General features: G+C 49.3%; 21 protein-coding genes. 14 read left to right on the top strand and 7 right to left on the bottom strand.

The features are described from left to right. The first annotated feature begins 85 nt into the window (after positions 1 to 85). The 6 genes from HQ49_RS03030 to HQ49_RS03005 all read left to right on the top strand — a co-directional run bounded on the left by HQ49_RS03030 (position 86) and on the right by HQ49_RS03005 (position 11,218). A complete protein-coding gene (locus tag HQ49_RS03030) occupies positions 86 to 1,144 on the top strand; it encodes a BF3164 family lipoprotein (RefSeq protein WP_039418405.1) in 1,059 nt (352 codons plus the stop codon). Positions 1,145 to 1,309: 165 nt separating this feature from the next. Further along, on the top strand, positions 1,310 to 2,338 hold the full coding sequence (locus HQ49_RS03025) for a TolB-like 6-bladed beta-propeller domain-containing protein (protein ID WP_235290043.1): 1,029 nt from the start codon (positions 1,310 to 1,312) through the stop codon (positions 2,336 to 2,338). 19 nt (positions 2,339 to 2,357) lie between these two features. Beyond that, the gene (locus tag HQ49_RS03020; RefSeq protein WP_039418360.1) at positions 2,358 to 3,458 is read left to right on the top strand and encodes an efflux RND transporter periplasmic adaptor subunit; all 1,101 of its coding nucleotides are present in this window, start codon (positions 2,358 to 2,360) and stop codon (positions 3,456 to 3,458) included. 34 nt (positions 3,459 to 3,492) lie between these two features. Beyond that, positions 3,493 to 6,564, top strand: coding sequence for an efflux RND transporter permease subunit (locus HQ49_RS03015; protein WP_039418358.1), 3,072 nt, complete (start codon positions 3,493 to 3,495; stop codon positions 6,562 to 6,564). A 94-nt stretch (positions 6,565 to 6,658) separates the two neighbouring features. Further along, the gene (locus HQ49_RS03010; RefSeq protein WP_052073425.1) at positions 6,659 to 8,032 is read left to right on the top strand and encodes a TolC family protein; all 1,374 of its coding nucleotides are present in this window, start codon (positions 6,659 to 6,661) and stop codon (positions 8,030 to 8,032) included. Positions 8,033 to 8,071: 39 nt separating this feature from the next. After that, entirely contained in the window at positions 8,072 to 11,218 is a 3,147-nt protein-coding gene (locus tag HQ49_RS03005) for an efflux RND transporter permease subunit (protein WP_152569127.1), read from the top strand. Positions 11,219 to 11,325: 107 nt separating this feature from the next. Here HQ49_RS03005 and HQ49_RS12010 read toward each other — a convergent pair whose 3' ends face one another. Then, complete coding sequence (locus HQ49_RS12010; protein WP_235290048.1) at positions 11,326 to 11,400, bottom strand: DUF1661 domain-containing protein; 75 nt, start codon at positions 11,398 to 11,400, stop codon at positions 11,326 to 11,328. Here HQ49_RS12010 and HQ49_RS12555 point away from each other — a divergent pair. After that, positions 11,381 to 11,611 (top strand): DUF1661 domain-containing protein, encoded by a 231-nt coding sequence (locus HQ49_RS12555; RefSeq protein WP_341462016.1) that lies wholly within the window; start codon positions 11,381 to 11,383, stop codon positions 11,609 to 11,611. The genes HQ49_RS12010 and HQ49_RS12555 overlap by 20 nt on opposite strands. Here HQ49_RS12555 and HQ49_RS02995 read toward each other — a convergent pair. Continuing rightward, positions 11,595 to 13,973, bottom strand: a complete 2,379-nt coding sequence (locus HQ49_RS02995; RefSeq protein ID WP_039418354.1) for a TonB-dependent receptor — start codon at positions 13,971 to 13,973, stop codon at positions 11,595 to 11,597. The genes HQ49_RS12555 and HQ49_RS02995 overlap by 17 nt on opposite strands. 161 nt (positions 13,974 to 14,134) lie before the next feature. Between HQ49_RS02995 and HQ49_RS02990 the strand changes: the two genes are divergently transcribed. Continuing rightward, complete coding sequence (locus HQ49_RS02990) at positions 14,135 to 14,974, top strand: alpha/beta hydrolase (RefSeq protein ID WP_039418403.1); 840 nt, start codon at positions 14,135 to 14,137, stop codon at positions 14,972 to 14,974. A gap of 36 nt (positions 14,975 to 15,010) precedes the next feature. Here HQ49_RS02990 and HQ49_RS02985 read toward each other — a convergent pair whose 3' ends face one another. Together HQ49_RS02985 and HQ49_RS02980 are read right to left on the bottom strand one after the other, a co-directional pair. After that, positions 15,011 to 15,670: a YiiX/YebB-like N1pC/P60 family cysteine hydrolase gene (locus tag HQ49_RS02985; protein ID WP_039418352.1), complete on the bottom strand. Its 660-nt coding sequence runs from the start codon at positions 15,668 to 15,670 to the stop codon at positions 15,011 to 15,013. After that, entirely contained in the window at positions 15,651 to 15,995 is a 345-nt protein-coding gene (locus HQ49_RS02980; protein WP_039418351.1) for a nuclear transport factor 2 family protein, read from the bottom strand. The genes HQ49_RS02985 and HQ49_RS02980 overlap by 20 nt, the downstream gene beginning before the upstream one ends. Before the next feature lie 556 nt (positions 15,996 to 16,551). On the opposite strand from HQ49_RS02980, the gene HQ49_RS02970 reads away from it, so the two are divergent. The 3 genes from HQ49_RS02970 (at position 16,552) to HQ49_RS02960 (ending at position 21,290) form a co-directional block, all read left to right on the top strand. Beyond that, positions 16,552 to 17,409 (top strand): head GIN domain-containing protein, encoded by an 858-nt coding sequence (locus HQ49_RS02970; protein WP_039418350.1) that lies wholly within the window; start codon positions 16,552 to 16,554, stop codon positions 17,407 to 17,409. Between the two features lie 273 nt (positions 17,410 to 17,682). Further along, positions 17,683 to 18,543 carry a head GIN domain-containing protein gene (locus HQ49_RS02965; RefSeq protein WP_039418349.1) on the top strand — a complete coding sequence of 287 codons (861 nt, stop codon included), beginning with the start codon at positions 17,683 to 17,685 and terminating at the stop codon, positions 18,541 to 18,543. Between the two features lie 281 nt (positions 18,544 to 18,824). Further along, positions 18,825 to 21,290 (top strand): M14 family metallopeptidase, encoded by a 2,466-nt coding sequence (locus tag HQ49_RS02960; protein ID WP_039418348.1) that lies wholly within the window; start codon positions 18,825 to 18,827, stop codon positions 21,288 to 21,290. Between the two features lie 79 nt (positions 21,291 to 21,369). On the opposite strand, the gene HQ49_RS02955 is transcribed toward HQ49_RS02960, so the two are convergent. From HQ49_RS02955 to HQ49_RS12550, 3 genes are all read right to left on the bottom strand, one after another. Continuing rightward, complete coding sequence (locus tag HQ49_RS02955) at positions 21,370 to 22,668, bottom strand: exo-beta-N-acetylmuramidase NamZ family protein (RefSeq protein ID WP_052073422.1); 1,299 nt, start codon at positions 22,666 to 22,668, stop codon at positions 21,370 to 21,372. Then, complete coding sequence (fsa, locus tag HQ49_RS02950; protein ID WP_018965075.1) at positions 22,665 to 23,327, bottom strand: fructose-6-phosphate aldolase; 663 nt, start codon at positions 23,325 to 23,327, stop codon at positions 22,665 to 22,667. The genes HQ49_RS02955 and fsa overlap by 4 nt, the downstream gene beginning before the upstream one ends. 130 nt (positions 23,328 to 23,457) lie before the next feature. After that, positions 23,458 to 23,553, bottom strand: coding sequence for a DUF1661 domain-containing protein (locus HQ49_RS12550; RefSeq protein ID WP_369794179.1), 96 nt, complete (start codon positions 23,551 to 23,553; stop codon positions 23,458 to 23,460). Between HQ49_RS12550 and HQ49_RS12545 the strand changes: the two genes are divergently transcribed. The 3 genes from HQ49_RS12545 (at position 23,522) to radA (ending at position 26,156) form a co-directional block, all read left to right on the top strand. After that, positions 23,522 to 23,671 (top strand): DUF1661 domain-containing protein, encoded by a 150-nt coding sequence (locus HQ49_RS12545; RefSeq protein WP_369794178.1) that lies wholly within the window; start codon positions 23,522 to 23,524, stop codon positions 23,669 to 23,671. The genes HQ49_RS12550 and HQ49_RS12545 overlap by 32 nt on opposite strands. Positions 23,672 to 23,797: 126 nt before the next feature. Further along, positions 23,798 to 24,724, top strand: coding sequence for an arginine deiminase family protein (locus HQ49_RS02945; RefSeq protein WP_039418347.1), 927 nt, complete (start codon positions 23,798 to 23,800; stop codon positions 24,722 to 24,724). Positions 24,725 to 24,770: 46 nt separating this feature from the next. After that, positions 24,771 to 26,156 carry a DNA repair protein RadA gene (gene radA, locus HQ49_RS02940; RefSeq protein WP_039418345.1) on the top strand — a complete coding sequence of 462 codons (1,386 nt, stop codon included), beginning with the start codon at positions 24,771 to 24,773 and terminating at the stop codon, positions 26,154 to 26,156. The last annotated feature ends 15 nt before the right edge of the window (positions 26,157 to 26,171 follow it).

Here is a 26,171-nt window from a genome sequence, read left to right as displayed (position 1 = left end):
TGCCTGTTTTGTCTGTTCCATTTTAGCGTTTGGTTTTAAATTGCCACTCTCACTAGAATGGAACAGACATCAAATCAAAAAAATAATGAATAAAAAAAATACACTAATATCCATATCTTTACTTTTCCTGGCTGTATCTGCATGTAAAAATCAAGATCATACCTACAATGAAATATTAGCAATAAAAGATTTTGGTTCTCCTATTGCTCTTACAGGAGATAAGGTTGCCAGCATTACAAATGAAGTTCCCCTCTATGGTTTGACAGATTGTGGAGATTACCTTTTATCGAGAATCACAACTAAACAGACATACGCCTTTAAATTGATACGAAAATCGGATTTTCAGGAGATACTTTCGATCTGTCCATTGGGGGAAGGGCCTGAAGAGTATTTCGATCCAACTGAATGCGAATATAGCTATTCAACAGATAATGTCTTAATTCTGGAATCGGACAAGTCACTCTTGAGGGAAATCAATATCACCGAAAGCCTACAGGCTGGTAACACTGTAGCCAAAAGTCAAAGTTCATACAGGAAATCTGGCAAACGTATTTGGAATTTGTTTGTCTCTAATTCTGGAAAGCAGTTAGCATATATATTAGAAAGTGGCTATTTCTCTTATTATGAAATACAGCCAGAAAAGCAGTTGTTAGAAAAAGACCTACGCTCGAATCCGATAAAGCTAGCTGAACTATACAAACCCAATGCTATATATATATCCCAAAGTCTTTCCACCTTTAATCCACAAAAAGGAGTTGCTTTTGTCTCTTATGAGAACTTGCGCCGATTTGATCTTATTAGCATAGACAAAGGGTTACTAAAAATCTTCTATTTTAATGAAAAAAAAACGCCCAATGAAGCAGCTGAAGCCATGGGAAAATTATACCAATGGTATAACTGGGACATCGCATCGACTAAAGAGTATATCTATCTGGGTTATGCATTGGAAGAGAGGAAGAGTGAAGAGGAAGAGTTGGAACAGACACATATCCTCGTATTCGACTGGGAGGGAAATCCCGTCAAGCATCTCGTACTACCAATTCCGGCAAAAAGTTTTGCCGTAAGTCAGGATGGCAAGAAGCTCTACACCCTAAACGAAAGTGAGACCCAACCGAACTCCATCAGCGTGTACGATATTAAATAGGGAATTTCTCATTTGTTTTTTATCCCTTTCGGGATACGTTTGAATAACGTACAAAAATGATGTGTTTATGAATATCAAAACCAAACCGAGTATTTTGACTCTTAGATTTAATCCATCGAATCTCAAGTGTTACGGATTACGTTTGCTGTGTATATGTTGAAAGAAATGAAAGTAAAACACATCCTATTTGCCATATTGCTCCAAACAGTGCTTTTTTCATGTACAGCTAAACCTGAGATGGAGGAATTAGTTACTGCCGAGGACTTCACTATGGGAAGCCTTGAAGGAGGGGTAAAATTTGTATTGCCGGATTCTTTGTTTACCGCCTATGCATTGGATGATGTGGGCGATTATTTGCTTGCTATGGTGCCGGACAGGCCTTATCACTATTATCTACTTGATAAGGCTGATCTCTCTATCGTGACAGGATTGTGCCCACAGGGAGAAGGGCCGGAAGAGTATTTGTCTCCCAGTGTCACTTACAATGCGGACGAGAATACACTGACTCTGATGGAACGAGATAGATCGAGACTCTCCATAATAGATATTGCTGCCAGTGCGGCTCAGAAAGAGACTGTCGTGGAAGCGCAAACGAGTTTTGCGAAAACAGGGAAAGCCGTATTTCGTGTATTTGGCACACGTTCACCCTATCCAGCTTATATCTTGGAAGGGATGACGTTCGGGCTGTATTCGCTTGTGCCGGACAAGCAGTTGCAAGAGACCGATCTGTTATTGACGCCTGTGAGGTTACCCGAATCTCTCCAGAGGGCATCGCTTTATATGACGCAAACTACACATGTATATAGTAGCATTAAGCATACCTTGTTTGCTGCCAACCTCTACTTCCCCCGTATAGATCTGATCGATACGGAAAGCCGTGGGGTCCGCAACTTTTATCTTAACAGCAAAATTGAACCGGAGAAAGCCGCAGAAGGAGATAGGGTTTCCTATGTATGGGGAATAGCAGGAACAGAACGATACGTGTATGTGGGTAGCACTAATCGCCCAAATGCGATGATGGGGGATTGGGAGCAAAAAGAAATCTACGTATTCAATTGGGAAGGACGCCCCGTGAAGCGATATAAGCTTCCACGATCGGGTAGTTCTTTTACTGTCGACAATCAAGATAGCAAGCTCTATGTGCTGATTCAGGACGAAGAGGGAACAGGGGTCTACAGATACGACATCAAATAAGAAAGTACAAAAAAAAGCCATGCAGCTATCCGGATACAGAGTAGTATGGTTGCCATTTATATTCTTGATGGCACTGAGCGTAGTAGGATGTAATGGTGGCAAGAAAAAGACTGCCGATACATCATCAGGTGAGGATATGGAACTATTCACCTCGGGTGGAGATACCATCGATGTGCAGATCGCCGAACTCAAGCTCGGGCCTTTCGACAGACAAATAGTGAGCCATGGAAAACTGCGTGCTCGCGAAACAGCTGTCTTGCAGTTCGAGGACAGCCGGCAACCGCTCCATCGGCTCTATGTCCGCAACGGACAGCATGTAGTGCAAGGGCAAAAAATAGCTGCCATCGACGATCGTAGAGCTTTGCTCGAGGTACAAAAGAGTGAAGACGAATTCAAGCAGCGCGAGCTGGATTTGCAGGATGTATTGGTCGGCATGGGTTATTCTCCCCATGACAAATCCGATATTCCTGCGGACAAATTGGCCCTGGCCTGCATCAAAAGCGGATACAACATAGCCGAAAGCAACTACAAACAAGCCCAACTCCGACTAAAGCATGTATGTCTGACTGCACCCATCAGCGGTGTGGTCGCCGATCTGCATGTACAGGAGCATATCATACCCGAATCCGGCAAACCCCTCTGTCGCATCATCGGAGACAGTGGTTTCGAGGTAGTCTTCGAGGTGTTGGAGAGCGAACTTAGTGCCATCCGAACAGGCGAACGAGTGGAAATCCGTCCCGTAGCGTTGAGGGACGTAACGGCCGAAGGCGTTTTACAAGAGATCAATCCTTCCGTAGACGATCGTGGTATGGTACAGGTGTCCGCCGGCCTGCGGAATCCTTCCAAGAACCTTTTGGACGGCATGAATGTAGAAGTACGGATCAATCAGCGTATGGAGGAGCGTATGGTAATTCCTAAGAGTGCCGTGGTACTCCGTTCGGACAAGCCGGTAGTATTTTCCGTTCGTAATGGCACTGCTGCATGGAACTATGTGGATATAGAAGCTGAGAATGCCGAGAACTATTGTATCGTGAGCAAGACGCTCAAGCCGGGTGAGATGATAGTTGTAGACGGCAATGCCAATCTGGCACACAAGACTCCTGTGGCACTCCGCCGATAGAGAAGAAGACTAATCGTAAAAGCTCCATACCTACGTGATACGCTTTTTAGTCAAGCATCCCGTCTCCGTCATCATGTCCTTCCTCCTATGTTTCATATTAGGAGTGGCGGCTTATTTCTTCCTGCCGGTTTCCCTCCTTCCGGACATCGCTATTCCGGAGATAACGGTCAGGATCGACAGCCCGGGACATTCGGCAAGAGAGATAGAAGATGCAGCAGTCAGTCCACTACGCAACCGCCTGCTCCAAGTGGGTGGGCTGTCGGACATCAGAAGCGTAAGCAGGGATAACCATGCCTTCATTCGCTTAAGGATGAATTACGGAGTGGATACGGATCTTGCCCTGATCGAAGTGAACGAGAAAGTGGATGCAGCTATGGGAGCACTCGGCAACAGGATCAAGCGTCCTGTTGTGCTCAAAGAAAATGCCTCGGACATCCCCGTTTTCTACCTGAATATATCCTTGCGCGATGGCGCTGACGAAGAAGCCGGATTCCAACAGCTAAGCGAATTCGTGGAAGAAGTGGTTCGCCACCGTTTGGAGCAATTCCCCGAAGTAGCCATGACGGATATGACCGGCACCGTAAGCAGAGAACTGAGGATCATCCCGGATCGTCCGAAACTGCTCTCTCTCGGCTTTACCCTTAGCGATATAGAGAGGGCTATAAGAGGAGGCAATATCTCTGCCACGCAGATGCAAATAGAGGACAGGCAACTCGTTTTCAGGGTGAATCTGAACAACAAGCTCGGCAGTATCGATGACATACGTACACTATATGTCCATCATGGCGATCGCTTTGTGCCGCTGCACATGTTGGCAGACATCCGCGAAGAGGTAGCACAACCTCGTGGCTACTCCATCATAGACGGTAGGCGTGCTATTTCCCTTGCAGTGATCAAGCAGTCCGATGCCTCGATGCAGAGTTTGCGCAAGGCCGTATCGGTATTGACAGGTGAGCTGCAGGCGAAGCATCCCGATATGGTATTCGACATCAATCGGGATCAGACGGAACTGCTGGATTATACGATTTCCAATCTGTCCGGCAGTCTGCTGATCGGTTTCTTCCTTGTCTGTGCAGTGACGCTCCTGTTCATGGGAGATTTTCGCTCTTCGGCGGTGATCGGCATCGATATGTTCGTCGCGCTGGTATGCAGCCTGTTCTTCCTGTACCTCTTCGGCCGAACACTGAATATCATTTCCCTGTCGGGGCTGATCATGGCATTAGGACTGATGATAGACAACAGTATAGTCGTCACCGATACGATCACCTATTACCGCCGAACGGGACTGTCTACCGAAGATGCCTGCGTGAAAGGGACAAAAGAGGTAATCACCCCACTCCTCAGTTCGGGACTCACCACCATAGCGATTTTCCTCCCCCTTGTATTTCTTAGTGGAGTGGCCGGCGTGTTGTTTCTGGACGAAGCCATAGCCGTTTCCGTCGGGCTGTTCACTTCGTACATAACAGCCATCATCCTCTTGCCGGTCAATTACAAACTATTCTATCCCTTCGGCTATCGTGATAGAAAGGAGACATTGTTGTATCGTATAACGACTGCATCCAACACGGGTCTCAATCGATTCTACGATTCGGGACACTCCTTTCTTCAGAGGCACAGCACTATACCGCTGATCCTGTTCGTGGTAGCCATACCCCTCTGCGCCGGACTTTTCCTTTTGATCGAAAAGAAACAAATGCCGGCACTCCCTCACACAGAGACAACGGCTACCATCGACTGGGGAGAACCCGTAAGCGCGCAGCTGAACAGGCAGCGTAGCGAGGAACTGCTTGCCCGGATGCAACCCTTCCTGCGTCAAGGTGCTGCCTATGCAGGGGAACAACAGTTTCTATTCAATGGCAGCCAAGACATCGCAGATACCGAAACGGTGCTTCATCTCAAAGCAGAGGACGAAAAAGGCATCGAGCGAGCTGAAGCAGAACTGCGCAAGCATATCGGCGGTAAATATCCTAAAGCGCAGTTGGAGATAACCCCTGCGGCATCCATATTCGACCGCATCTTCGATACTCGCGAACCCGAACTGCTTGCACGCCTTTACCCTGCTTCGAAAGAGGAACTGACTGTCGAGAAGGTGCAGCAGCTCACCCGATCGATAGGTTCAGCCACGAAGGAATCGGCTGCTCCCATCCGCATAAGCGACCAAATAGATCTGTCCATCGACATGCGTCTGCTACACCTCTACGGCATAGATATGTCATCTGTGAAGCAAGCCTTGCAGACGGCTTTTCACCAAAATGAAATCATCGAACTGACGGCTTCCAAGCAGCATCTGCCCGTCATCCTGACGGACAAATCGCAACCCATAGAGGATATTTTGCGAATGACCTTCGTTCAAGGTTTTTCCCCCGACAAGAAAAGCGAGTCCTCCATCCCTCTTGCATCTCTAATGACCGTAAACCGGAGTAAAGGGCTGAAAGAGATTGCAGGAGGCAAGGGCGGTGAATATCTGCCATTGGCCTATGAAAGTCCGGACGCTCCGGAGAAAATTATGCAGCAGACGTGGGACATCATCGATAAGGAGAAAGGCTGGCATGTAGACTTCGCAGGATCATTTTTCAGCAACAGGCAAATGATTCGAGAGCTGAGCTTCGTTTTGCTGCTCTCTCTACTGCTCATGTACTTCACTCTGGCTGCTCAGTTTGAGAGTTTGCTACAGCCTGTAATCGTCCTGATGGAGATACCGATCGATATAGCCCTTACCCTGCTTGTCCTTATACTCACGGGCAATACACTCAATCTCATGAGTGCCATCGGTATAGTGGTCGCATGTGGGATCATCGTCAATGACTCCGTTTTGAAACTAGACATGACCAATAATCTGAGACGACAGGGTATGCCCCTCCAAGAAGCCATCCATACGGCAGGAGCGAGACGGCTCCGCTCCATCGTCATGACCAGCTTGACCACAATCATTGCCCTGGTGCCCACGCTCTTCGCTTCGGACTTCGGCTCTTCGTTACAGAGACCTCTGGTTATCGCTCTTATCAGTGCCATGTTTTTCGGCACACTCGTCAGTCTTTTTGTAATTCCGCATATTTATGCTTTCATCTATAGCAAACGCTCGCATGAGATCAGTGAAGAAAAGTAAGCTCTCCCTTCTATTCCTCTTGTTTTGTACTCCGCTCTTGGCTTGGGGACAGAGGTCGGGTGTACTACAAGTAAGCATAGATGACATAGTGACAATGAGTCGACACAATACCCCCGGGGAACAGCAAGCTCGCAACCGGTTTCTGTCCGAATACTGGACATACCGCCAATTCCTTGCCAACCGAAAGCCACGGGTTTCTCTCGAATCCATACCAGTTTCTTACAGCAGGAGCTACATCAAACGATACAACTCTGCATTGAATATAGACGAATACCGCCCATCCACCACTTGGAACTCTTCGGTAGGGATCAATTTGGAGCAAAACATCGACTTCCTTGGCGGTACTTTCTCTCTCAGTAGCGATTTGTCCTACATGAAGAATATAGGAGATCCCGGCTACAAACAATACAATGCCGTTCCCGTAGCTATCAGATACAGCCAAAGCCTACTGGGATATAACGAATTCAAGTGGGAGAAAAGACTGGCTCCGCTGCGCTACAAAGAAGCTGACAAGACCTTTGTCAAAACGCTGGAAGAGAACACCTACAAGATACTGGTCGCCTACTTCGACGTAGCTATGGCAAAAGAAGAATATGCCATGGCTATGGAAAACGTGAGCAATAGCGATACGCTCTACAGACTGGGGGAAAAGCGTTTTGCCATAGCCTCCATTTCCAAATCGGACTTGCTGGCTCTCAAACTCGACAAACTCAATGCAGGCAACAGCCTGCTACATGCCCGAACGGCACTCAGAAAGAGCTATTCTTCTCTGATCAATCTATTGGGCTTGCCGGAGGATACCGAAATAGATCCGATGCTGCCTGCATCCGTACCTGAACTCAGGATCTCGCGAGAGCAGGCAATCGAATCGGCACGCAAGAACAATCCGGAGCTATTGCAGGCCACGAATAATCTGATCCGGTGTGAACAATCGGTGACAAAAGCATCATTGGAGCGATGGTTCAGTGTAGACTTATCGGCCGGTATCGGCTTCAATCAGGTGTCGGAAGCCTTCGCCGGTGTCTACAAACATCCGTTGCGACAAGACATGGTCTCCATATCTCTGAGTATTCCTCTCATCGACTGGGGCATGAAAAGAGGGAGATATAATATGGCCAAAAGCGACTACCGCGTAGCTCTATCCGACATGCGATTGAAAGAAACAGATCTCCTCCGCGACATAGCCATCACCATCGACGAGATCGAAATGGAGACCGACCTATTCAAAGCCGCAGAGGAGGCTGTGCAGCTGGCAAAGGAGTCGTACTCCTATGCCCGGGAGCGATTTGTCCTCGGCAAAGGGAGCCTGAACGATATGCTCTTGGCGCGAAGCAGAAATGCCGAGGCTCGCAAAAATGCGATTCTATCGATGAAAAACTTCTGGCTCAGCTACTACAAACTAAGGATGCTGACGCTGTATGACTTCATCGACGGACTGGATCTGACTGCACCCGTATCGGAAGAGTAGTCACCGGGCGATCGAAGAAAAGGAGAAGAGAAGAAAAAGATGAAAGAGTCTGCACGCAAAACCTCTTCATTCACCGTCATAGTCGTCTTCGTATGCTTGACGTTGATAGGACTGGCGTTGGGCAGCCTGCTTCCTGTCAAACTCCATCCGGATCACAGTATGCCGGAGCTAACGATCTCTTTCAGTATGCCGAAAGCATCGGCCTCTCTGGTGGAATCCGAACTTACCTCTCCTCTTGAAAAAGCTTTGTCCGGTGTCCCCGGTCTTACGGGCATATCCTCCCATTCGAGCGATGGGATGGGTGTGATACGGTTGAGATTCGACAAATATGCGGATATTGAAAGAGCGCGTTTCGAGGCCTCTACCCGTATCCGTTCGATCCGGTCCGAATTGCCTCATACGACCGGCTATCCCACGATTCGCACGGGGCGCACCTCCGACCAAGATGCCAAAACCGTTCTATCCTATTCCATAGGCGCACCTCATGCCTCCTCGGATATTGAGGCAGAAGTGGACAGACACATCCTTCCTCTGCTCAGGGAGGTGGATGGTATAGGCGACATCATTCTTACCGGCGGCCGGAAACAAGAGTACCTTTTGGCCTACGATCCCGAACAAATCAGAGTCTTAGGGATCAGTCCCGATGACATAGCTACGGCTATCGGCTCGCACTTTCGAAACGATTTCATCGGTTTGGCCGGAATACCCGACTCCGTCGGAGGAGAGAGCCATATCCGCATCCGCCTGTTAGAAGAGGCGAACGACACTTTCGATCTCTCCCGTATTTTCGTTCTTGCCAAGGACAATTCTCTGATTCCGATCAGTCGGCTGCTGACGGTAAGACAGAAAGAGATTCCCCGACGGGAATATTACAGAGTAAATGGGCTGAATAGCATCTATCTTCGAATCCTATCTTCTTCGTCCGCCAATCAGATAGCACTCTCCAAGCAAATAGACCGAATCATGGATGATATCCGAAGGGAACTTCCTCCAGGTTATCGGATAACCAAACTCTTCGATTCGGCCGAGAGTATCACCCTGGAACTGAACAATATATTTGTGCGATCCGGTATCACCATCCTCCTCCTACTGCTGTTCACACTGATCACCACGCGCAACGTGCGCTATATGGCTACGGTGACCATCAGCCTGATCGCCAACGTAGCCATAGCCTTTGCTTTCTATTACCTTTTCGGCTTGGAAATACAGCTATATACGCTTGCTGCCATTACGATCTCTTTGAGTTTTATCATAGACAACAGCATTGTCATGATCGAGCACCTCCTTCGGAGAGGCGACAGGTCGGCCATCACAGCCATATTGGCGGCTACGCTTACTACCGTCTCGGCTATGATTATCGTCTTCTTCCTGCCCGAAGCACAGCAGAAGAACCTCGGAGATTTTGCTCGCGTCATTATCATCAACCTCTGTGTATCCATCATCGTAGCTCTCTTCCTCGTTCCGGCCCTGTTCGAACGTCTCTCTTTCTCTTCCCGACGAACAAGTCGCTCCCCACAAAAGAAAGTCGGAACCATTCGTATGCTTTCGTTTTACAGCACTCTCTCCTCTTTCTTGTATCGACGCAGAAGATGGGTTTTCATCGGATTTGTCTTCCTCTTCGGTCTTCCCCTTTTTCTGCTTCCTAAAGAATTAGAGGGCGATACCGACTTAGCCCGACTATACAACGATACGATAGGCTCTACTGCTTACAGGAAAATCCGCCCCTATACTGATGTTGTATTGGGAGGATTTCTCCGCCCTTTCCTCATGCAAATATCCTCCGGATCGGAAAAGAAATGGGAGAAGCCCGTGATCCAAGTAAATGTGAAAATGCCGGCAGGCAGTACCGCCGATGCTACGAACGAGTATGTGACCAAGCTGGAACGATTCCTCGCTCAAGCCAACGGGATTTCTTACTTCGAAGCCTCGGTGACAGGGGAGAGAGCGGCATCGATCGGCATCCATTTCAAAGACAGCCACGCTCGAGGCAATTACCCTTACGATCTGCACCAAGGTCTGATCGGTCGGATATTGAGTATCGGGGGTGGTTATTGCAGGACGTATGGACTGGAAAATGTGTCTTTCAGCAACATCCGTGAGAAAGAATACGGCTCGAATGCTATCAAGCTCACGGGGTACAACTACGATGTCCTGCTCGCTCAGGCACGACTCGAAGCTACACGACTGTCCGCCAAAGCGGCAATACGCAATGTCAGCATTGCTCCGAACCGCTACTCTCTGTCCGAGGAGCAGGAGCTACACCTCAGCTCCTATGGAGGGAGTCATGCGTCTCACGGCATCAGTCCGCACGACTTGGTGGCGGCCGTCAATGAACAGAGCCGGACGGAACAGCCTCTGCCGGAAATCTTCCTTGATGGGCAGCCCGTACAATTAGCCATGGCAGCACGAACCTACTATGCCGGTAGCAAATGGATGCTGGAGAATAGCCCCTTATATGTCGGAGGCAAAACGATAAAGCTCAAAGACTATGGCGAGATGCAAGTAGTGCCACAACCGCAAGCTATCGTGAGGGAAAATAAAAACTACGTCCTGTACCTCTTGTACGATCACATGGGTACATTCAGACAATCACAGGCTTTCAAAGAAAAGGAAATACAACGGCTCAATGCCGAACTACCCATAGGATACAAGGCGATGGAGCCGGAATACAAAGAATGGGAAGATGAGAGAGGAAGGTCGATTTGGGCTTTGATCGGCATTGTCGTACTGATTTTCTTCATCACGAGTATTCTGTTCGACTCTTTGTACTACGCTTGGGTCGTAGTCAGCATCATTCCCATCTCATTCATAGGCATCTTCATCGTTTTTTCGGCCTTTCGGCTTCCCTTCGAGGAGGGTGGTTTCGCAGCCATGATTCTCCTCTGTGGGATAACGGTCAATGCATCCATTTATCTGATCAACGACTATCTGCACCAGTGCCGCAAGCATCCTTCCGTCACCTTCCTCGACGCTTATAAGCGCGCCGTCTGCAACAAAACGTTCGCCATAGTGCTGACAGTAGTGTCCACTATTCTCGGCTTCGTCCCATTCGTCGTCGATCGGGGAGCTTCGCTCTTTTGGCACTCGCTTTCGATGGGGGTGATATTCGGACTGCTCTTCTCTACACTGATGATCTTCCTGATCCTGCCCTGTTTCTTAGGTCGGGATGGAAAAGTATTAAGGTAAGCACGACAAAAGACTGCTAACAGGCATTGCCATCTTCCGGCACAAACTTGCCCCGAATTGCAGGACGCTTTATCTCTATTCCGGTCGGCTCCCGCGCCGAAATTATCTCACTTATAGTCCCACAAAATGCGGCGCGTAAACTTTTCTGTTTTGGCGCGAGAAGTGAAAAGTTCTCGCGCCAAAACGAAAAAAATCTCGCGCCGTTTTTCCGGAAAACACGGACGACAATCGGATCATTTTTGGTTCGTGTTTCCTTCATCACAGGTTGCAGGCCGGGATACCGGATCAATGGAAAGCTATGATACTTTCAGGCCGTGCACGCTGTACTATGGTTATCCGAATAAGGCGACTCTTCCACAGAACAAGCTCACCGCTCTTAGTACTGGAACGTGATACCCAAAGTGGGTAGCAGGACGCCGGTTGACTGTTTGAGCCATTTCATTTTATATCGTTGTTCTGCGAGAGGTGCATCGGGATTCTCAATGATGCCCGTACTTAGGAGCACATCCGGTTGCTTGAGCTTGCTGACCGTTACATTCTGCAAATCGAGATAGAGACCGAGGGTACACTTATCCCAATAGAACATCTTGTCTATACGAATATCGACCTGACCGAAAGGGCGAAGACGCTCCTGATTGTATCGCGAATAGTCGAAGTAAGGTTTGCCCTGAGCATTCCAGGCCGATACAAGAGAGGATTTCTCCTCATCGTATGGAGTATAGGGCGCACCTCCGATACAACTCACTTTCATACCTATGCTCCAGTCATAGGGAAGAGTATAGGTACCTCGGAGGTTGAAGATGTAGCGGCTGTCCCACGCAGAAGGAAGATACGCTGCAGAAGCATCATTGCGGTATTCGCTCTTGAAGAGAGTAAAGGAGGAGGCCAGATTCAGTTTCTTAGCTATGATCCACTTCATCATCAGTTCCGCTCCATATGAACGTCCTTCAGCAGTAGAGACCAGTTGTTCATTGCCGACGACTCCGTAGTCATTGCCTTTGCAGTTGAGCGGAATACCGTCTACAACCGAGAGAGGCATCCGGCTATAACCTTTGTAGAAGCCCTCCATCGAAACTTCGAGGGTATTGCCTTTTCGCCAGCTAAGTCCGAGTGTTCCCTGACTGACTTTCATGTAGCGCAAGCTGCTCTTATTGGCATATTCTCCCGTCTTGTCCTTGAATCCCAAAGCCGTGTATGCAGGCAATTGGTAGAATATGCCTGCATTGCCGCTCAACGACAGTTCGCGTGTCAGGTTGTACGACAGAGAGAGGCGAGGCGATAGCTGTTTGGTCAGGTCGTTCATCAAAGATGAATAGTTGTTGGCATCGGTTCTCAAACCGAATGAAGCTGAAACGCGTCCGCCCATCATCGTCGAACTGACCGTACCGAAAAGCCCCCAGCGAACAAAGTTGAGGTTCGTATCGTAGTAATAGGTTTGTGCCTGGCCGGTAAATACGCGCTGGAAGGTAGTATTCGTGTAATGGCTGTGTTCCAAATTGGCACCGAAGTTGATCTTCCATTTTCGCAGTGTGGTCAGATTCTCGAAACGGAATTTCGTCTCCTGCTCGGAGGAGCGCAGACGAAGCATCAGATTCTCCGGAGAGCTTTCGTCGTTCTGCCAGTATTTCGTATTCCGATTGTTCATGTAGCTGTGGCTGAGAATCGCAGATCGGATGTGCACCCCTGCATAGTGGCGATAGACGGCACCCAAGGTGAATGTTTTTTGCTGGATTTTAGGGAAATAGCTCAGGATATACTCATTCTGCTCGCTATCGGCATCGGTATTGAGCTTCATATTATCCAAGCCTCCCAGTCCCAATACAGTAAGCTCGTGTGTAGCATCAAAGCGGGTTTTGAGTTTGAATTGAGCATCGGTAAAGGTCGGCAAGAAAGGCAGGCCGAGCGCATCGAACAGGAACTGGAGGTAGGATTGCCGAACAGAAACGAGATAGGATGTCTTCTGTCCGATATATCCGGTGGAAGCCAGAGAAACCTCCGATGCTCCGACTGTGGCTTTGATGGAATTGGCATCCAGCTCTCCATCGCGAAGCCTGAAGTCCAGAACCGAGCTGAGAGCATTGCTCCTGTCTGCCGGGAAGGAGCCGGTATAGAATTTCACTTCCCGAATCAGGTCTGCATTCAGGATTCCGACCGGTCCTCCGGAAGCTCCCTGCGTGCTGAAGTGATTGATATTGGGAATTTCCACTCCGTCGAGGTAGTAGCGATTTTCCGAAGGAGCACCTCCACGAACAATGAGATCGTTGCGATAACCTATGGGAGAGAAGGCAACGCCGGGATACGACTGTACCACACGGGAAATATCCCTGTTGGCTCCGGGGCTTTTCTCGATCTCCTGCAATCCGATGACTCGCAGGCTGACAGGGCTTTCCGCACTACGGCGGAAAGTCGATGCCGTCACGGTGATACTCTTAAGCTCGGTCAAATCCTCCTCCATCTCCACAGAGATATTCAGATCTTTGTTGGACAACATGTATTCCGGCGTAACAACCGAAATGTAACCTACGGCCGTAACCTGCAGAGAATAGATGCCGGGAGGAACATTCTCGATCGTAAACTTGCCCTCGGCATCGGTGATGGCACCTTTGCTCAGGCCTAAAATAATCACATTGACATACTCCAGCGGTTTTCTACTCGATTTGTCGATCACAGTTCCCCGTAACTGATGCACTTGCTGTGCCACAAGAGTGGAAACGATGGAACTCAAAAGAAAAAGAAGGATGAGAGCTCTTTTCATAAATTAAAAATGTTGAACAGAGACAAAGATAAGAAAACGTATACACCAAATTCTTTGAAATTGGTACGGCCTCGTATTTTCTGACAAGAGGATTGGCAAATAGATACCTTTGCAACAAAGAAAAGATAGCCTGTATGAAACATCCTAAACGATACCGAGGAATGAAAAAGAGAACACTACAGATAGCCCTATTGCTTTTGGCATTGGCGGTTCAGGGATTTGCTGCCGGTGTGGAAAGACTGTCGGTGCCAAGTGCGTCGATGAATAAGGAGATTCCGGTACTCGTAATACTTCCGGATATAGCCTTGGCGAGCGAGGGGGGAGATTGCCCCGTGGTGTACCTGCTGCATGGTTATGGAGGAAATGCCGAAACGTGGCTAACCATTAAGCCGGACCTACCGCAGATAGCAGATCAAAAAGGAATCATCTTCGTTTGTCCCGATGCCCGGAACAGCTGGTATTGGGATAGTCCGATCGATCCGGCATTCCGTTACGAGACGTTTGTCGCTTCCGAGCTGGTCGAATATGTAGACCTCCATTACAAGACCGTTACCGACAGAGAGGGTCGTGCCATCACCGGACTCAGCATGGGTGGGCACGGTGCCTTATGGATTGCCTTTCGGCATCAGGAGACGTTCGGAGCCTGTGGCAGCATGAGCGGATGTGCAGATATTCGTCCTTTCCCGAAAAACTGGGAGATAAGCAGACGGCTTGGCTCTTTGGCCGAGAATCCGAAGCTATGGGATGAGTACACTGTGATCAACAACCTCGACAGTTTGAGAAGCGAAGCACTTGCTATCCTAATAGATTGCGGAGTGGAGGATTTCTTTCTGGATGTCAACAAAGAGCTGCACGCTTCGCTTTTGGCAAGGCAAATCGATCATGATTTTACCATCCGCCCGGGAGGGCACAACAGAGCCTATTGGCACAATGCCATAGATTATCAGATCTTATTTTTCGAAAAATACTTCCGCCGGTACAGCGAACAGCAGGTAGAATAAGGTCAAAAAAAGGATATTGGCAAAGCCCACTGCCTCTCAATTCGTGAGAGCAATGCACTCCGTACCGGGGAACAGAAGAAGATCGTCCAAAGAATAAACACGCCGTCCTGCCACTGAGATGGACGGCCGGATCGGTAGGAGAGAATCCGCCTTGAGCAATGCGGCAGCAACCAACTCGGTACAGTACAGCTCGGCATCGGAGGCCGAGTCAAAAGCAAAATCGAAAGGAACTTGACGTTCGCGATAGTCGAGAGCAGCTCTGACAAAGTGCGACAGGACGGAATCAGGAAGATGGGGACGATAGATACCTGCACGTCGCGAATGTACAAGGAATGAAGAGAGGCGTTCCAATGCGACTCCTCCATGTCCGCTGCTCGGATCTTCTTCGGTATGGATTACCGAACAACTATCTGTACCGGCATAAAGAATGATGCCGATATGGCTATACTCTTGTGCGGAGGAGGCTTTTTTCCTGAAAAGACCGGAATACCACGAAGTGCCTAAGCGACAGATAAGGTCGCCATCGCGCAGCTCTGTCCCTTCAGGGAAAACGGGAATAGAACCTCCGCCCTTTCCGCCCTGTGAGCATGCGCCGAGACAGAGCAGAAAGACCGAAGGAAGTATGTAGCGAGTGATGAATGCGCTAAGCCACGAAGCCGCGAATCCGAAGGGGGACTTATTTCCCGATCGCTTCATCGACAAGCCATTTGTTGTCGATATTCACCACATGCACCGTGGTTGTATCATCTTCGAAATCCAGATAGGTGACCCAAGCTTCCTTGTTAACAATGCTATCCTTGATGAAGGTGAATTTGTAGTTCGGTTTGGCTTCTCCGCCCAAAGCACTATACAGATCGACAAGTTTATTTGTGCGTTCCGTACAATACTTCTTGGCCTCTTCATATTTCTGTTTGGCCATGTTCTCCGAAAAGTTCTTTACAGCATCTTTCGGGCCGGACGATGAACAGCTGGCCATCAGGGCAGCGGCAAACAATGCCGCTACGATTTTCCATCTTTTCATATTAGAATTTTTACTTTTTAAGTATCAGTTGCTTAGCAAAGATAGCGAATATCCCTATCTCCTCATTCGTGCAGGTGACAATAATCGTCCGAAAAAAGGCCGAAAGGAGAGACAAGGCCGGTAAAATGTGGAGCCGGAATCAGGAGAAACATGGTTCCAAAAAATCTGAAAAATCGAACCAAAACAAAAACTTTTACGTTCGGGAATCTTTTTCTTTTGGCGCGAGTTCCAAAAAATTCCCGAACCATGTTTTTAGGGAGGTGTTTTGATTGTTTTTCGGCGCATGAAAAGGAAAAATGGTCAGCTCCCCTTCCTCCTCGCTCTTTTTCGTTTCCCCCCATGATACTGAAGTGCACCCCAAAAGTTTTATGTCTAACTTTTGGGGTGGACTTCATACAACAGGGGGCGCAGAGTTTTCGGATCGGACGGATTCGATCGGGAACTAAATCCGGCCGATTCTGTTTAACCATATGAGACGAAAACCTGTCGAATGGTGCCAATATGCAATCATGAATGTACCCTTTGAACAGAATCATCAACTTAAAAACAGTCAATTATGAAGACAAAAAGACTTTTTCTACTGGCGATCATTGCACTATGCAGCATTCATGCATCAATGGGGCTTGACCTCCAAAAACGAGTAAAAGGGAATGAGCAATTCGCCTCTGAAGAGCGTTTGGCAGAGCCTTTCAACAGCCTTTCGGCATCAGGCAGCATTGATATTCAGATCGAATACTCCCCCATACAGGCACCCCTCCGAATAGAAGCTGAGTCGAACATCATACCACTAATCAATACAACGGTAAAGAAAGGTGTCCTGAATATCGAATTCGAAAAAAAACGTTCCATATCGCCTAATGCTGCAGTGCGAGTTATCGTCAGTGTGCCGGAAATACAATCAGTCACACTGGGCGGTAGTGGCAATTTGATTTTCGGTTCCGGTTTCAACCAGCCCACCCTGAAAGTAACCATTAACGGTAGCGGCAGTATAAACTTCATCGATACAAAAGCGGCACAACTGGACATCGTACTCAATGGTAGCGGTGACCTTCGCGGCAGCATTTTTGCTCATAAGGATATACGCATGAACCTGAAAGGATCCGGCAATATCACCCTTTCTGTCGGTGACACCAAGACGATTCGGGCTGATATGAAAGGTAGCGGAGGTATTCAGCTCACCGGAAAAGCTTCGAACACGACGCTTAGGAGTTCTGGAAGCGGGATGTTCGACTGCCAGAGCCTGACGACAGACCATGCCGATATAAAAATGAGCGGAAGCGGCGGTGGCCGCCTTAGTGTGACGAAGAAAATCAGCGTCAATCTATCAGGATCCGCCGGCTTCACCTGCCATGGAAAGGCCAAGATTGGCTCTTACAAAATCGGGCGCTCTTCTTCATTCAGGATGCAACCGTAAGTCGTTACCTCTTAGCTCAATAGCTACTTACGCCCTCGCTAGATTAGGGTAAGGACGAAGAGCCGGAAAGAGTCAGGTTGCAGTTTTTGCTTCCTGACTCTTCTTTTTGTGTTTAGTTCATGATGAGAATGAAGAAGGAATGATTTTCCCCTTTTGGACGTAATCTTTTTGCTTGTGTTCGGATGAGAGATTGAGAAAAAGCGGCCCGGGATGTAACATTTCGAGGACTTGTTCGTCTTACTCATAGAACGACTAACTAAAAACTAATTGATCATGTGGACAAAAAGACTTCTCTTTCTTCTGATGACGGCAGCAAGCTTCAGCTTTGCTTCTGCTCAGTTCCTGTCATGGAAACGCATCAAGGGTAATAAAAAAGTACAGATAGAAGAACGCCATATAGGTCGATTCGATCGGCTTATTGTCAAGGGTAGCATGGAGGTAAAGGTACAGCAAGGGCCATCGGCGCAGCCCCTGACAGTAGAAGCAGAGTCCAACATCCTACCGCTGGTAGTGACCGCGGTAGAAGATGGTGTGCTCATCATCAAAATGAAATCGACGGCATCTATCTCCATTAATAAGGGTGTCCGAATCAGAGTGACTACTCCACATCTCACAGAAGCAGAGTTGCACGGAAGCGGCGACATTATTTTCTCCGGTTTGTTCCGCCAGCCATCCCTGCGAATCGGACTGTTCGGAAGCGGCGACATCACTTTTGCCAATGCTACGATAGCTAACGATCTAGACATCAGTCTTAGGGGAAGCGGCGATGTGCGGGGCAAAATCTTTGCCGGTAGGAATGCTGTCCTTTCTCTGACCGGTTCGGGTGACATAGACGTTTCGCTGGGCCTTCCTCAAAGTGTTCGGGCCAATCTCAGCGGAAGCGGAGATATCAAGATAAAAGGGGAGACGGCTTATGCTGCACTCCAATGCAATGGAAGCGGAGACCTCGAGTGTCGCCATCTCCTTGCTCGCCAAGCCGACGTGAGGATCCATGGTAGTGGCGATGGTAAACTCGCAGTTGCCGAAAAATTGGATATCAACCTGTCAGGATCGGCCGGTTTCGTATGCTATGGTCGGCCTGCGATCGGTGTGTACCGGGTCAGTCGCTCTTCCTCTTTTAGCACAGTCCCTTGAAGGAAATAATAGCACCATAGTTTAGAACTTTTCATAGACGCGAGCAGCAATAGGGCGAGGTACTCCTTCGGAGAGTATTCTCGCCCTTGCTTCATTCGGACAGGATAGCGATCGATTTTAGGACTTAAAAGGATAATGGGATAAGAATATTTTTATCTTTGCGACTCAACTTAGCCAGAAAAAATGCTCCGCAATGCCATAGCTTTGTGCTAAATATAAGCACCTTTTTCCCGCAAAAGGATACCGGGAGCATATAAACAACAACTATAATTATCCTATTTATGAAGAAAAAGAACTTTTTGTTTCTTGGCATTTTTGTTGCCTTGCTGACTTTCATCGGCAGCATGCATGCACAACAGGCCAAAGATTATTTCAATTTTGAAGAACGGGGCGAAGCCTACTTCTCATTCAAAGTGTCTGATAGGGCCGTTCTACAAGAGCTGGCTCTGATCATGTCCATCGACGAGTTTGACCCCGTAACCAATGAAGCCATTGCCTATGCCAGCGAAGAGGAGTTCGAGGCATTCCTGCGCTATGGGCTCAAGCCTACATTCTTGACTCCTCCATCCATGCAGCGCGCTGTCGAGATGTTCGACTACCGCTCAGGAGAAAAATACGAATGGAATGCTTACCCCACCTATGAAGCCTATATCAGCATGATGGAAGAGTTCCAAACAAAGTATCCATCACTTTGTACTACTTCCGTCATTGGCAAGTCCGTGAAGGATCGTAAACTGATGATTTGCAAGCTGACGTCCTCTGCCAATACAGGGAAAAAGCCTCGCGTGCTCTATACTTCTACGATGCACGGAGACGAAACGACCGGATATGTGGTACTGCTCCGACTCATAGACCATCTGCTGTCGAACTACGAATCCGATCCGAGGATTAAGAACATTCTGGATAAAACGGAAGTATGGATCTGCCCTTTGACCAACCCCGACGGAGCATACAGAAAAGGAAATCATACAGTGCAGGGTGCTACTCGCTACAATGCAAACAATGTCGATTTGAACCGTAACTTCAAGGATGATGTAGCCGGCGATCACCCCGATGGAAAACCCTGGCAGCCGGAGGCAATCGCATTCATGGATTTGGAAGCGAGGGTTCCTTTTGTTCTTGGCACCAATATACATGGCGGTACCGAGGTGGTAAACTATCCATGGGATAATAAAAAAGAAAGACATGCAGACGATGAGTGGTACAAACTGATCAGTCGCAACTACGCAGCCGCTTGTCAGAGTATTTCCCCCGGCTACATGACCTCCGAAACCAATTCGGGAATCATCAACGGTTCAGACTGGTATATGATTCGAGGAAGCCGTCAGGACAATGCGAACTATTTCCATCGCCTGCGAGAAATTACCCTTGAAATCAGCAACACCAAATTGGTGCCGGCCTCTCAACTTCCAAAGTATTGGAACTACAACAAGGAAGCACTGCTCGCATTGATCGAAGAGGCTATGTACGGGATACATGGTACAGTGACTTCCGCCGCGAACGGACAGCCTCTCAAATGCCAGATCATGATAGAAAACCATGACAAGCGCAACTCCGATGTATATTCGGACGCTACCACGGGCTACTACGCACGTCCTATCAAAGCCGGTACTTATACGGTGAAATACAAAGCCGAGGGTTATCCTGAAGCGACCCGTACCATTACTATCAAAGACAAAGAGACCGTCATCATGGACGTTGCATTGGGTAACTCGGCTCCTCTGCCCGTACCTGATTTCACTGCTTCTCCTATGACCATCTCGGTAGGCGAAACCGTCCAATTCCAGGATCTAACGACAAATAACCCCACGAATTGGGAGTGGACGTTTGAAGGCGGACAGCCTGCCATGAGTACAGAGCAGAATCCGCTCGTGTCCTATAATCATCCCGGTCAGTACGATGTTACGCTCAAAGTGTGGAATACAAGTGGTTCCAACACGATTACGAAAGAAAAATTCATTACTGTCAATGTCGTTATGCCTGTAGCTGAATTCGTCGGTACCCCGACGGAAATAGAAGAGGGTCAGACGGTATCTTTCCAAAACCAATCCACCAACGCCACCAACTACGTATGGATATTCGATGGCGGCACTCCCGCTACCAGTGAAGAAGAAAACCCGACTGTGCTTTACAGCAAAGCCGGCCAATATGATGTAACCCTCAAGGCCATCAATCCTTCCGGTGAAACAGTGAAGAAGAAGCCCAAATACATCAAGGTCAAGAAAGCTCCGGTCCCTGCTCCGGTAGCCAACTTCGAAGGAACGCCTCGAAAAATAAAGAAAGGAGAGACAGTTTCTTTCAAAGACCTTTCCACGAACAATCCCACATCGTGGCTTTGGGTGTTCGAAGGGGGTTCTCCTGCCACCAGTACAGAGCAAAATCCGGTGATCACCTACAATGAAACAGGTAAGTACGATGTACAGCTGACGGCTACCAACGAGGGCGGAAGCAATGTAAAGAAAGCAGAAGACTACATCGAGGTTATCGTTAACGACGCCATTCAGGACGTAGTGGCGAAAACCGGTATCATCATCCGTCCGCAAAACGGAACGAAGCAAATCGTCATAGAGGCTAACACTCCTATCAAAGCGATTGTTCTCTACGATATTAACGGACGAACTGTGCTCAAAACCAACCCCAACGAGCTTCGCTCGACGATAGATCTGTCAGCACTGTCTGAAGGTATCTACACCATCAGCATCAAGACGAAGAAAGCGACTCGCACGGAAAAGATCCATATCGGATAATCCGAAAAGCCTCCATACGAGAAAGGGATGCCCGGCCGGGCATCCCTTTTCTTTTGTCTTCGTGTGAGCATATCCGGCATTATTCGGCCGATGTAGGGTAGAGCAGATACTTCTTTCGCATTTTGCGGTATTTGTCGAGATCCGGTTGCCATGAAGCTCTGATCCGCTCCTCTGTCCAGCCTTTTTCGATCTGCTGAGCCAACTCTTTCGTTCCGGCCAGAAGGTTGAACATCTGTCTCCTGTTCACAAACTTGATACCCTCCTGCTGAGCAGTCCGATAGTAACGGATCAGCAGCTGTAGAGACAAGCCCTGCGGAGCTTTTTCACTCCGGAGATCCACTCCGTAACAGCTTCTTCCTTTATAGAGAGGATTGCTATCCATACCGCGAATAGGTCGTGGGACGAAAACAAAAGACCCGAACCTTTTATTCGGATAACCCAAAACTTCAAAAGGGAAATCCGTACCTCGCCCGACACTCATGATCGTAGCCTCGAACAGGCAGAGCGAAGGATACCAAGCTATGGCATTGGCCGTCGGCAGATTGGGACTCGGCTTCACCGGCAAGGTGTACTCCTGTCCATGCTTCCAGCCCAGCATCGGAACCACTGTCAGATCGCACTTCATTCCCTTCCTGCCCAGCCAGCCCTCGCCGTTGATCATATCGGCCAGCTCTCCTATCGTCAGTCCATGAAGAATAGGCAGCGGATCCACTCCGACAAACGAACGGCAATCATCTTGCAAGATGGGACCATCCACATAGTCGTTCGGATTAGGCCGATCGGTAACGATCAGCTTTTTCCGCTCCTCGGCACAGGCTTCCATTACATAGTGCAGCGTACTGATATAAGTAAAGAAGCGAGTGCCGACATCCTGCATATCGAATAGCAGCACATCGACGTCGGCCAACATGCGAGGAGTAGGCTTCTTATTTTTGCCGTAGAGCGAAACGATAGGGATTCCCGTCCTGACATCCCGTTCATCCTTGACCGCTGCCCCGGCGTCGGCATCTCCACGGAAGCCGTGTTCAGGCCCTAAGACCTTGACGATATTGACTCCCTGCCGAAGCAGATTGTCAAGAAGATGTTCCCGTTCTGTGCCCACCACGCTCGTAGCATTAGCCACCAGTGCCACGCGCTTGCCTCTGAGAAGAGGCAGGAGCAGCTCTGTCCTCTCCGCGCCGACAACTACTCGCACCTCCTCTCCCGGAGCTGGCACCGAAATCTCCGGCTCCGAATCAGCAGTCTGACTCCTGACCTCCTCACTCCTCGATGAATGCGCTGCCCCTGCAACTTGGCAACCGGTATGGGCTGAAAACGACATTAGCCCGCTGATGCAGGCTAATGCGATAGAATATTTGCGAAAAAAGCGAGGGATCATTTGCCTTCGTTTACTCGTCGATGATCTTCCAAGAAAGCTTTCAATCCACTATCCGTAAGAGGGTGCTTGAGCAGACCCTTGATGGCGTTGAGTGGGCAGGTAGCCACATCGGCACCGGCTTCGAGGCACTGAATAATGTGCTGCGTATGGCGGATGCTGGCAGCAAGTACCTCCGTCTCGTAACGATAGAATCCGAACATCGCTACGATATTCTCCACCAGCTTGACGCCATCGCTGGCGATGTCGTCCAATCGGCCGACGAACGGCGACACATACGAAGCTCCGGCTTTGGCGGCGAGCAGGGCCTGGCCTACGGTAAAGACGAGCGTACAGTTGGTACGGATACCCTTATCGCTGAAGTATTTGATAGCCTTGATACCTTCGGCCGTGCAAGGCACCTTAACCACGATCTGCGGATGCAGAGCGGCCAACTCCTCGCCCTCGCGAATCATACCTTCGTAGTCCGTAGCTATCACTTCGGCACTCACATCTCCATCGACGATCTCACAGATAGCCAAGTAGTGCCTCATGCAATTATCCTTCCCACTAATACCCTCTTTCGCCATCAGAGACGGATTGGTAGTAACGCCGTCCAAGACACCCATGTCGTTCGCCTCGCGAATCTGATCCAAATTAGCTGTGTCGATAAAGAATTTCATCGCTGTATCCTCTTTGTTAGATATTGATATTTAGTTTTTACAACTGCCCCAAAGGTAGGCATTTTTGGTCTACACGCCGAGGTGTCCGCCGTGTGTCTGTAGTTACCGATGGCAGGTATACAGCTTTTCTCTATGTCGTTCGAGAAAAAACAGGGATATGGCTCCCAAAAACGTGGCGCGAGAAAAATTTTGTTTTGGAGCGAGAAGTAAAAATTTTTGGAACCAAAGCGAAAAATTTGTCACGCGTGTTTTCGCCAAAACACGCACCACAATCCGACCGTTTTCGGCTCGTAATCTGCCGACAGCAGGAAACTCTTTTCATCGGTTCGAGTAGCCCCTTGTAAGAAAAAAGTCTATGCCCGATAGTATAGCCGGATTCGAGTTTATTAGCAATTCCGGCGCGGAATACTCTCTTCTCTTTATTATCTTTGTCGGAAGCCTGACTTTTTTAATCCTTGCAGGCAATCCTAATGATGAAGATACTACCACACGTTACCAACGAAACGGCTCCCTTGCGCACCGTCGTACTGGGGTTGCCGGATTCGACCGGCGGAGCACCTGCTCTCGCCGACACCTACGATGCCAAGAGCTATGAATCCGTGCTACGAGGCACTTATCCTTCGGACGAGAATATCAAGATAGAGATGGATGCCGTACTCGATGTATTGGTACGTCATGGCATAGAGGTGCTCCGTCCCGAGCCGATAGAAAACTACAACCAGATATTTGCCCGCGATGTGGCTTTTGCCATCGACGACAAACTCTTCGTCTCGAACCTGATAGCCGATCGTGCCCGCGAGTCCGAAGCCTTTTCGCCCATTTGGGATTGTGTCGGAGAGAGCCATCTGGTACACCTTAGCGAAGACATTCATGCCGAAGGGGGAGACATCCTGCTATATGATGATATTCTTTTCATTGGCACCTATCTACAGAAAGATTATCCTTCCTTCAAGACGGCCCGAACCAATGCACGGGCTGTGGACTTCTTCCGCGAATTTTTCCCTCACAAGACCATCATACCGATAGAGCTGATCAAGCACGACACCGATCCTATGCGCTCCGTGCTCCACCTCGACTGCGCCTTCCAGCCCGTAAGCCGTGGTCGCGCCATAGTCTATCGGCAAGGATTCCTGCACCCTGAGAGCTTCGGTCTGATCACGGAGATATTCGGCGGCCGGGACAACCTGTTCGAGATTACGCCCGAAGAAGCCTATATGATGAATACCAATATATTCTCCATCAGTCCCGACACAGTAATAAGCGAACGGAACTTCGTCCGTCTGAACAACCACCTGCGTGAGGCATGGGGGATGACCGTAGAGGAAGTGCCCTACGCGGAGATCTCCAAGCAGGGCGGACTGCTCCGCTGCTCCACAATGCCACTGGTGCGCGAATAAATCGACCTCTTCTCTATATAGCACACCCTACGACAGCAACTGAAGCATGGCTAAGGAGAAAACGATCTACGTCTGCCGTTCGTGCGGAACCAAATACGCCAAATGGCAAGGCAACTGCAATGCCTGTGGAGAATGGAACTGCATCGACGAGGAAAAGGTGTCGGCACCTGTATCGGGCAAGCATGCAGCCAAGAGCTTCATGCCACGGGAGCAGGACAACCGGCCAAGACTCCTGCAAGACGTGGAGTCCGGCGATGAAGAGCGCATCCGCTTCGGCGATGAGGAGTTCGACCGCGTATTGGGAGGAGGAATCGTCAAGGGAGCATTTGTCCTGCTTGGCGGTGAGCCGGGGATCGGTAAGTCCACGCTTATCCTCCAGACGGTGCTGCGTCTGCCCCGGTTGCGCACGCTCTATGTGTCGGGCGAAGAAAGTGCCCGGCAGCTGAAGATGCGCGCCGAACGACTGGGGCAAGCCATGAATGAGTGCTACGTATACTGCGAAACGAATATAGAGAGGATACTCTCCCGTGCAGAAGAACTCACACCCGATCTCCTCGTGATAGACTCTATACAGACGGTCTATACCGAGGAAATGGAAAGCTCGGCCGGCAGCGTGGGGCAGATCCGTGAATGTGCCGCCTTGCTGCTCAAATACTGCAAGACTACGGGTATCCCCGTTATCGTCATCGGACACATCACCAAAGAAGGCAGCATAGCCGGACCGAAGGTGCTGGAGCATATAGTGGATACGGTGCTCCTTTTCGATGGGGACAAGCACCATCTCTACCGGATACTTCGAGGGCAGAAGAACCGCTATGGCAGCACTTCCGAGCTGGGGATATACGAGATGAGGCAAGACGGTCTGCGTGGCGTGGAGAATCCGAGCGAGCACCTCATCACACGCAACAGGGAAGACCTCAGTGGCATAGCCATAGCCGTAGCGATGGAGGGCATTCGCCCGATACTCATCGAGGCGCAGGCTTTGGTCAGCTCGGCCATTTATGCCAATCCGCAGCGTTCGGCCACGGGCTTCGATATTCGGCGGATGAATATGCTCTTAGCCGTACTGGAGAAACGTGCCGGCTTCAAGCTCATACAGAAAGATGTGTTTCTGAACATTGCCGGAGGTATCAAAATAGTGGATCCGGCTACCGATCTGGCCGTCATCTCAGCGGTGTTGGCATCGAGTCTGGACATCGTTATCTCGCCGGCCGTATGCATGACGGGCGAGGTCGGACTCTCCGGAGAGATACGCCCCGTGAGTCGCATCGAACAGCGCATTACGGAAGCACGGCGCATAGGGTTCAAAGAGATATTGGTGCCGGCCGATAACTTCCGGCAGGAGGATGCCGGCCGCTTCGGCATTCGGCTCGTGCCGGTCAGAAAGGTGGAGGAAGCCTTTCGCCATCTGTTCTCGAAAGGAAGAGAATAGAAAGAACGGAGAGAA

The organism is Porphyromonas gulae, assembly GCF_000765945.1.
In the GTDB taxonomy this organism is placed as follows: domain Bacteria; phylum Bacteroidota; class Bacteroidia; order Bacteroidales; family Porphyromonadaceae; genus Porphyromonas; species Porphyromonas gulae.
Note: the sequence above shows the minus strand (reverse complement) of the source record. Positions and strands in the feature narration are given on the sequence as shown.

Excerpts from the sequence above, each read along its gene's own strand:
- HQ49_RS03030 (WP_039418405.1), top strand. The coding sequence starts at position 86 with ATGAATAAAAAAAATACACTAATATCCATATCTTTACTTTTCCTGGCT.
- HQ49_RS03025 (WP_235290043.1), top strand. The coding sequence starts at position 1,310 with ATGAAAGTAAAACACATCCTATTTGCCATATTGCTCCAAACAGTGCTT.
- HQ49_RS03020 (WP_039418360.1), top strand. The coding sequence starts at position 2,358 with ATGCAGCTATCCGGATACAGAGTAGTATGGTTGCCATTTATATTCTTG.
- HQ49_RS03010 (WP_052073425.1), top strand. The coding sequence starts at position 6,659 with ATGAGTCGACACAATACCCCCGGGGAACAGCAAGCTCGCAACCGGTTT.
- HQ49_RS03005 (WP_152569127.1), top strand. The coding sequence starts at position 8,072 with ATGAAAGAGTCTGCACGCAAAACCTCTTCATTCACCGTCATAGTCGTC.
- HQ49_RS02995 (WP_039418354.1), bottom strand. The coding sequence starts at position 13,973 with ATGAAAAGAGCTCTCATCCTTCTTTTTCTTTTGAGTTCCATCGTTTCC.
- HQ49_RS02990 (WP_039418403.1), top strand. The coding sequence starts at position 14,135 with ATGAAAAAGAGAACACTACAGATAGCCCTATTGCTTTTGGCATTGGCG.
- HQ49_RS02985 (WP_039418352.1), bottom strand. The coding sequence starts at position 15,670 with ATGAAGCGATCGGGAAATAAGTCCCCCTTCGGATTCGCGGCTTCGTGG.
- HQ49_RS02980 (WP_039418351.1), bottom strand. The coding sequence starts at position 15,995 with ATGAAAAGATGGAAAATCGTAGCGGCATTGTTTGCCGCTGCCCTGATG.
- HQ49_RS02970 (WP_039418350.1), top strand. The coding sequence starts at position 16,552 with ATGAAGACAAAAAGACTTTTTCTACTGGCGATCATTGCACTATGCAGC.
- HQ49_RS02965 (WP_039418349.1), top strand. The coding sequence starts at position 17,683 with ATGTGGACAAAAAGACTTCTCTTTCTTCTGATGACGGCAGCAAGCTTC.
- HQ49_RS02960 (WP_039418348.1), top strand. The coding sequence starts at position 18,825 with ATGAAGAAAAAGAACTTTTTGTTTCTTGGCATTTTTGTTGCCTTGCTG.
- HQ49_RS02955 (WP_052073422.1), bottom strand. The coding sequence starts at position 22,668 with ATGATCCCTCGCTTTTTTCGCAAATATTCTATCGCATTAGCCTGCATC.
- fsa (WP_018965075.1), bottom strand. The coding sequence starts at position 23,327 with ATGAAATTCTTTATCGACACAGCTAATTTGGATCAGATTCGCGAGGCG.
- HQ49_RS02945 (WP_039418347.1), top strand. The coding sequence starts at position 23,798 with ATGATGAAGATACTACCACACGTTACCAACGAAACGGCTCCCTTGCGC.
- radA (WP_039418345.1), top strand. The coding sequence starts at position 24,771 with ATGGCTAAGGAGAAAACGATCTACGTCTGCCGTTCGTGCGGAACCAAA.